Annotated in this window: 6 protein-coding genes; 4 read left to right on the top strand and 2 right to left on the bottom strand. The window is 69.7% G+C overall.

The annotated features are described in order from the left end of the window. The 4 genes from VIR15_RS17525 to VIR15_RS17510 all read left to right on the top strand — a co-directional run. Positions 1-538 (top strand): 4Fe-4S binding protein (locus tag VIR15_RS17525; RefSeq protein ID WP_331930089.1); only part of this gene is annotated, 538 nt, incomplete at its 5' end. Position 539: 1 nt separating this feature from the next. Next, entirely contained in the window at positions 540-4,166 is a 3,627-nt protein-coding gene (nifJ, locus tag VIR15_RS17520; RefSeq protein WP_331930087.1) for a pyruvate:ferredoxin (flavodoxin) oxidoreductase, read from the top strand. Beyond that, on the top strand, positions 4,166-5,194 hold the full coding sequence (locus VIR15_RS17515) for a dihydroorotate dehydrogenase-like protein (RefSeq protein WP_331930085.1): 1,029 nt from the start codon (positions 4,166-4,168) through the stop codon (positions 5,192-5,194). The genes nifJ and VIR15_RS17515 overlap by 1 nt, the downstream gene beginning before the upstream one ends. 1 nt (position 5,195) lies before the next feature. After that, the gene (locus tag VIR15_RS17510) at positions 5,196-5,816 is read left to right on the top strand and encodes a trypsin-like serine protease (protein ID WP_331930083.1); all 621 of its coding nucleotides are present in this window, start codon (positions 5,196-5,198) and stop codon (positions 5,814-5,816) included. Positions 5,817-5,896: 80 nt separating this feature from the next. Here VIR15_RS17510 and VIR15_RS17505 read toward each other — a convergent pair whose 3' ends face one another. Both VIR15_RS17505 and VIR15_RS17500 read right to left on the bottom strand, forming a co-directional pair. Next, a complete protein-coding gene (locus tag VIR15_RS17505; protein WP_331930081.1) occupies positions 5,897-6,604 on the bottom strand; it encodes an HAD family hydrolase in 708 nt (235 codons plus the stop codon). Next, on the bottom strand, positions 6,594-7,697 hold a 1,104-nt coding region (locus VIR15_RS17500), incomplete at its 5' end, for a fatty acid desaturase family protein (protein ID WP_331930077.1). The genes VIR15_RS17500 and VIR15_RS17505, both read right to left, overlap by 11 nt.

The raw sequence follows: 7,697 nt of genomic DNA, 5'->3' as shown, positions 1-7,697 counted from the left end.
GACCGGCGCGCCGGGGATCTTCGCCGGCGGTGACGCGGTCCCGAGCCAGCGCACCGTGACGATCGGCGTCGGGCACGGCAAGCGGGCCGCTCGGAGCATCGATGCGTGGCTCCGCTCCGAGGAGTTCGTCAAGGCGCCCAGGCACGACATCATCCACTCCGACCGGCTCAACCTCTGGTACTTCGGCGACCACGACCGGCGCCAGCAGCCGGAGCTCGACCCGGCGGTGCGCATCAAGGCCTTCGAGGAGGTCGTCGCCGGGCTGGTCGAGCAGGAGGCTCGGTTCGAGGCCGGGCGGTGCCTGTCCTGCGGCAACTGCTTCGAGTGCGACGGCTGCTTCGGATCGTGCCCGGAGGACGCGATCATCAAGCTGGGCAAGGGACTTCGCTACGAGTTCAACTATGCCAAGTGCACCGGGTGTGGCACCTGCTACCGACAGTGCCCGGTGCACGCCATCGAGATGGTGGCCGAGTCGAAGTTCGAGTCTGAGTCTGAGTCTGCGCCGGTGCAGGTCACCGATGCGGTGGAGAGGGGCTGACGTGACAACCACGGACGTGGCCACCAGGGAAGAGGCCACCAGGGAAGAGGCCACCAGGGAACAGGTCACCATCGACGGGAACGAGGCCGCGGCCGACGTCGCCTTCCGGCTCAACGAGCTCTGCGCCATCTACCCGATCACGCCGTCCTCGACGATGGCCGAGCTGGCCGACGAGTGGGCCACCCACGGCCGGACGAACATCTGGGGGACGGTGCCCACCGTCGTCGAGATGCAGAGCGAGGGTGGCGCGGCGGGCGCGATGCACGGCGCGCTGCAGGGCGGTGCCCTGGGGACGACGTTCACCGCATCGCAGGGTCTGCTCCTGATGATCCCGAACATGTACAAGATCGCGGGGGAGCTGACCTCGACGGTCTTCCACGTTGCGGCGAGATCGATTGCAGCTCAAGCCCTCTCGATCTTCGGTGACCACTCCGACGTCATGGCGGTGCGGCAGACCGGCTTCGCGCTCCTGTCGTCGGGCTCGGTCCAGGAGGCTCACGACTTCGCCGTCATCGCCCAGGCGGCGACGCTCGAGAGCCGAGTGCCCTTCGTGCACTTCTTCGACGGCTTCCGCACGTCGCACGAGCTCAACACCATCGAGCGGCTCCCCGACGACGTCCTGCGCGACCTCGTCCCGGAGGAGCTGGTCCGCGCCCACCGCTCCCGAGCCCTCAGCCCCGAGCGTCCGTTCGTGCGCGGCACGGCCCAGAACCCGGACGTCTACTTCCAGGCGCGCGAGACGGTCAACCCGTTCTACGTGCGCGTCCCGGGCATCGTCCAGGGCGCGATGGACCGCTTGGCCGGGCACACCGGCCGGCAGTACTCCATCGTCGAGTACGAGGGCGACCCGACCGCCGAGCGCGTCATCGTCGTCATGGGCTCCGGCGGCCAGACGGTCGCCGAGACGGTCCGCCACCTCAACGAGCGTGGCGAGCGGGTCGGCGTCCTGCGCGTGCGGCTCTACCGGCCGTTCCCGGCAGCCGAGCTCGTCGCGGCGCTCCCGCCGACCGTCCGTCGCATCGCCGTGCTCGACCGGACCAAGGAGCCCGGCTCGTCCGGCGAGCCGCTCTTCCTCGACGTCGTCACCGCGCTGACCGAGGCCCACCAGGATGGTCGGGTCTCGCGGCTGCCGCAGGTCATCGGCGGCCGGTACGGCCTCTCCTCGAAGGAGTTCACCCCTGGCATGGTCGCGGGCATCTTCTCCGAGCTCGCCATGGGCATGCCGCAGCCCCGTTTCACGATCGGCATCAACGACGACGTGAGTGGGACGAGCCTGCCCTTCGACCAGGACCTCGACATCGAGGACGACGAGACCCTGCGTGCCGTGTTCTACGGCATCGGCTCGGACGGCACCGTCGGGGCGAACAAGAACACCATCAAGATCCTCGGCGCCGACCCGGACCTGCATGCGCAGGCCTACTTCGTCTACGACTCGAAGAAGTCAGGCGGCCAGACGGTCTCGCACCTGCGGTTCGGGCCGCACCCGATCCGGGCTCCCTACCTGATCCGCCAGGCGGGCTTCGTCGGGGTGCACCAGCTCGGACTGCTCGACAAGGTCGACGTCCTCGGTGTCGCCCGGCCCGGAGCCCGGGTCCTGCTCAACGCGGCCGGCTCCCCGGCCGAGGTGTGGGCCGGCCTCTCCCGACCGGTGCAGGAGGAGGTCATCAAGAAGGATCTCAAGCTGTGGGCGATCGACGCCGACGCCGTCGCCGAGGCCGCAGGCCTGAGGGGCCGGACCAACACCGTCCTGCAGACGTGCTTCTTCGCCATCTCGGGAGTCATGCCTCGCCACGAGGCGATCGCGGCGGTCAAGTCCGCGATCCGCAAGACCTACGGGAGGCGCGGCAGCGAGGTGGTGCGCCGCAACGAGGCCGCCGTCGACAGCGCCGTGGCGGCCCTGCACGAGGTGCCGGTCCCCGAGTCGCCGGACGTCGCCGGCCGCGCGATGCCGCGGGTGGTCCCCGAGGATGCTCCGGAGTTCGTCCGGACGGTCACCGCGGCGATGATGTCCGGTCGTGGCGACGACCTTCCCGTCAGCGCGCTGCCGCTCGACGGCACCTACCCCAGCGGCACGACCGCCTACGAGAAGCGCCAGATCTCCGACCTTGTCGCCCAGTGGGACCCGGAGAGCTGCATCCAGTGCGGCAACTGCGCGTTCGTCTGCCCGCACAGCGTCATCCGGTCGAAGTACTACGACCCCGATGAGGCCACAGGAGCACCCGAGGGCTTCCCCTCCGCCCCGCTCAACGCCGTCGGCCTGCCGGGCTCGCGCTACACCCTCCAGGTCTACGTCGAGGACTGCACCGGCTGCGCCCTCTGCGTCGAGGCGTGCCCGGTCACGAACCCACTCGACAACGCCCGCAGGGCGATCAACCTGGCCGACCTCGAGCCGGTCCTCGAGCAGGAGCGAGACAACATCGGCTTCTTCGAGACGCTGCCCCAGAACGACCGGGCGCGCGTGGACTTCGGGACGGTGCGCGGCACGCAGTTCCTCGAGCCCCTCTTCGAGTTCTCCGGAGCCTGCGCCGGCTGCGGCGAGACGCCCTACCTCAAGCTGCTCTCCCAGCTCTTCGGCGAGCGGGCGACGGTCGCCAACGCCACCGGTTGCTCCTCGATCTACGGCGGCAACCTCCCGACGACCCCGTGGACCAAGAACGCCGCCGGCCGCGGCCCGGCCTGGTCCAACTCGCTCTTCGAGGACAACGCCGAGTTCGGCCTCGGCCTGCGCCTGGCGGCCGACCTGCACACCAAGCTGGCGCGCGAGCGCCTCGCCGAGCTCCGCGACCAAGTCGGTGAAGACCTCGCGGACGCGATCCTCGGGGCCCCCCAGACAAGGGAGTCGGAGCTGACCGCCCAGCGCGAGAGGGTCGCCGAGCTCAGTCGGCGCCTCGCTGACCTCGAGGGGCCCGCGGTGGAGGACCTGCGCAGCGTCGTCGACCACCTCCTGCGCCGGAGCCTGTGGATCGTCGGGGGTGACGGCTGGGCCTACGACATAGGATCGGGCGGCCTCGACCACGTCCTCGCGAGCGGTCGTGACGTCAACGTGCTCGTGCTCGACACCGAGGTGTACTCCAACACCGGCGGCCAGTCGTCCAAGGCGACCCCGCTGGCGGCAGTGGCCAAGTTCGCCGCAGGTGGCAAGGCGGTCGGCAAGAAGGACCTTGCCCTGCAAGCGATCTCCTACGGCAACGTCTACGTCGCCCGGGTCGCCATGGGCGCGGACCCGCAGCAGACGCTCACCGCCTTCCGCGAGGCGGAGGCCTACGACGGGCCGTCGCTCATCATCGCCTACAGCCACTGCATCGCCCATGGCATCGAGATGAGGGACGGGCTCGACCAGCAGTACCGGGCCGTCGCGAGCGGGCACTGGCCGCTGCTGCGCTACGACCCGACGGTTCGGGCCAAGGGCGGCAACCCGTTCCAGCTCGACTCCCCCCGGCCGCGGATCCCGCTGGAGGACTACATCTACAAGGAGCTGCGCTACCGGGTGCTGCGCAACTCGGACCCGGAGGAGGCCGACCGGCTGCTCCACCTGGCCCAGGAGGCCGTCGACCAGCGGTGGGCGACCTACGAGGAGATGGCGACGCGCGGGCCGGCGCGCTTCGCGACCGACCCGAGGAGGAACTGATGGACCTCACCACTCACTACCTGGGCCTCACGCTCCGTAATCCTCTCGTGGCCTCGGCCTCGCCGCTGTCCGTGTCGCTCGACCGGATCGTCGCGCTCGCCAACGCGGGGGTGGGCGCGATCGTCCTTTACTCCCTCTTCGAGGAGGAGGTCCACCGCGAGGAGCTGCGGGACGCGGCGATCGTCGAGACGCACGAGAATGCCTTCGGCGAGGCGATGACCTACTTCCCGACGACCGCCCGACCGGGCGGCCCTGAGCCCAGCGCCGTTTCGCGCTACCTCAAGCTCATCGAGCGCGCCTCGGCCACGGTCACCGTCCCGGTCATCGGCAGCCTCAACGGCAGCACCGAGGGCGGGTGGACGAGGCTCGCGCGCTCCATGCAGGACGCCGGGGCCGCCGCGATCGAGCTCAACATCTACTTCGTCCCCGGTGACCCGCACACCCCGGGTCGGGTCGTCGAGGACCGGCACGTCGAGATCCTCCGGGAGGTCAAGGAGCACGTCACCATCCCGGTCGCGGTCAAGCTGAGCCCGCACTTCAGCTCGCCCGGCGAGATGGCCCTGCGCCTCGACCAGGCCGGTGCTGACGGCCTCGTGCTGTTCAACCGCTTCCTCCATCCTGACGTGGACCCGGAGCGGCTGTCGGTCGAGCCGGGCGTCGTGCTGTCGCGTCCCGAGGACGCGCGGCTGCCGAGGTCGTGGATCGCCATCCTGCACGGCCATGTGACGGGTTCGCTCGCCGCGACGACCGGCGTCGAGCGGGGCGAGGACGTGGCGGCCTACCTGCTCGCCGGCGCCGACGTCGTCATGACGGCGTCGGCGTTGCTCCGGCACGGGGTCGAGCACGCCGGCCGGATCCTCACCGGTCTCGAGACGTGGATGTCGCGCAAGGGCTTCGAGTCGGTCGACGACGTGCGGGGACGGCTCGCCGTGCCACGAGACACCGACGCCACCGCCTACGAGCGCGCCGGCTACGTCGCCGCTCTCGAGCGCGGCCGGGAGACGTACTCCTCCCTCGGCATCCGCTGATGTGCCAGCTGATGGGCAGACTCTGACGGTCCTTCGACGGCAACGGCCACCCGTCGAGATCTGGTTCGACGCCGACGTCGAGTCAGGTCGGCCCGGCAACGGCTACCCGAACTCGGGCGACGTGGGCGGCACGCCGTACACGCACCCCGACTACGACCCGGCCGCCTTCTACATCCGCGACGTGGGCGTCGTCGTCCTCGACGAGCCGGTGCAGATGGACACCTACGGCCAGCTCCCGACACAGGACCAGCTCGACTCGCTCAAGCCGCGGCGCAGCACGACCTTCACGTCGGTCGGCTACGGCCTGCAGCAGTCCTTCCCCGACGCCGCGTCCTGGAAGAACGTCGCCGAGCGAGTCCGCATGGTCGCCAACCCACAGCTGCTCCAGATCAACACCGGCTTCACCGGTGACCAGTCGCTCCTCCTCTCCAACAACACCAACACCGGCGGCACATGCTTCGGCGACTCCGGCGGGCCGAACTTCCTCGGCCACACCAACGTCGTCGCCGGCGTCACGTCGTTCGGCATGAACTCCACGTGCGCCGGCACGGGCGGGGTCATGCGCGTCGACCGCGGCTACGTGCTCGACTGGATCTACGACACGTTCGGCGACCACCTCTGAGAGGTCAGTTGACCGACTGAGCGAGCTCAGCGGCATACGACAGATTCCGTATGCCGCTGAGCTCAGTCGCGCACGCACGCTCAGTGGCGCTTGCGGCCGACTTCCACGATGCGCCAGTCACGCTCGACGGCGAGCTGGCGCAGCTCACGATCAGGGTTGACGGCGATCGCCGTGCCGACCCGCTCCATCATGGGAAGATCGCTGATCGAGTCGCTGTAGGCGGCGCTCCCGTTGAGGTCGTAGCCACGCTCCGCCGCGAGCTTCTCGATCTCGATGACCTTGCCGTGGCCGTAACAGAACTCGCCCATCAGCCGGCCCGTGTAGCGGCCCTGGTCATCGAGCTCGCTGCGCGTCGCGACCGCCCCCTCGAGCCCGAGGGCTCGCGCGATGCGCCCGACCAGCTCGATCGGCGAGGCGGACACGACGATGCGGTCCATCGCGGCTGCCTTGGCCTCGGCGAGCAGGGCGGCGGACTGGGGGATGAGGCGACGGACGATGCCGGGGACGATCTCGTCGGCGAGGTGGATGATGTCGGACTGCTTCGTCCCAGCGACGGCACCGAGGATGCGCTCGCGCAGCGCGTGTGAGCTCGCGTCGGTGGAACCCTTGCGGTGGAAGGCAACCGCGTTGAGCGTGTCCTTGAGCAGGTCCCGCCAGGGCACGTGGCCGCCGCGGAAGGCCGCGACGGCGAGCGGGTAGTTGGCCGAGCCTCGGATGAGGGTCCGGTCGAGGTCGAAGAAGGCGGCGGCCCGAGGGCCGGGCCGGATCGCCGCCGCCTCAGAGGCCATGCGCCACCATCGGGAGGGGGGAGTGCCGCCGGGCCGACGGCGGCGCCTGGTTGACGGCCTGCTTGGGCAGGCGCTTCGGCCGCGGCGGAAGGGCCAGGCGGCAGACCTTGGCCCACGCCTGGTACACCTGCCGCGGAAGGGGGCCGGTCGTGTAGGGCAGACCGTAGCGCTTGCAGATCTCGCGGACCTCGACGGCGACCTCGGCATAGCGGTTGCTCGGCAGGTCGGGGAAGAGGTGGTGCTCGATCTGGTGGCTGAGGTTGCCGGTCATGAGGTGCATGAGCTTGCTGCCGGAGATGTTGGCCGAGCCGAGCATCTGGCGGATGTACCAGTCACCCCGGGTCTCGCCGTCGATCATCTCCTCGGTGAAGGTGTCGACGCCGTCGGGGAAGTGGCCGCAGAAGATGACCGAGTGCGCCCAGACGTTGCGGATCGCGTTGGCGGTGAAGGTGCCCCAGAAGGCCTGCTTGCCGGAGCCGAAAACTGCGGCGGCCCCCGGAGTCGCGGCATAGTCCTTGGCAAACTGCTTGAGCGCCTTGACCCCGGTCGCCTTGAGGTCCCGCTTCAGGTCCTCGGTCGACTTCTCGCCGCGCTGCCACGCGGGCAGCTCGATGTCGTAGAGGGCGATGCCCCACTCGAAGAACGGTGCGAGGACGAGGTTGAAGAGCGGGTTGCCGAGAGCCATGGGCGTCCACGGCTGGTCCTCGTCCATCCGGAGCAGCTCATAACCCACGTCCTTGTCCTTGCCCACGACGTTGGTCCACGTGTGGTGCAGGTCGTTGTGCGTGTGCTTCCACGTGCGGGCGGGGGAGACGAAGTCCCACTCCCAGGTCGTCGAGTGGATGTCCGGGTCGCGCATCCAGTCCCACTGGCCGTGCAGGACGTTGTGGCCGATCTCCATGTTCTCGAGGATCTTGGCGATCGACAGCATGGCCGTGCCGGCGACGAAGGCGGTGCGCTTGCGGGAGAGCAGGAGCGTGGCCCGGCCGGCGAGCTCGAGGGTGCGCTGGACGCGGATGACTCGGCGGATGTACGCGGCGTCCTTGGCTCCACGCGACGCGATGATCCGGTCGCGAAGGGCGTCGAGCTCCTT

It is taken from the genome of Intrasporangium sp., from assembly GCF_036566125.1.
GTDB lineage: Bacteria > Actinomycetota > Actinomycetes > Actinomycetales > Dermatophilaceae > Intrasporangium.
Note: the sequence above shows the minus strand (reverse complement) of the source record. Positions and strands in the feature narration are given on the sequence as shown.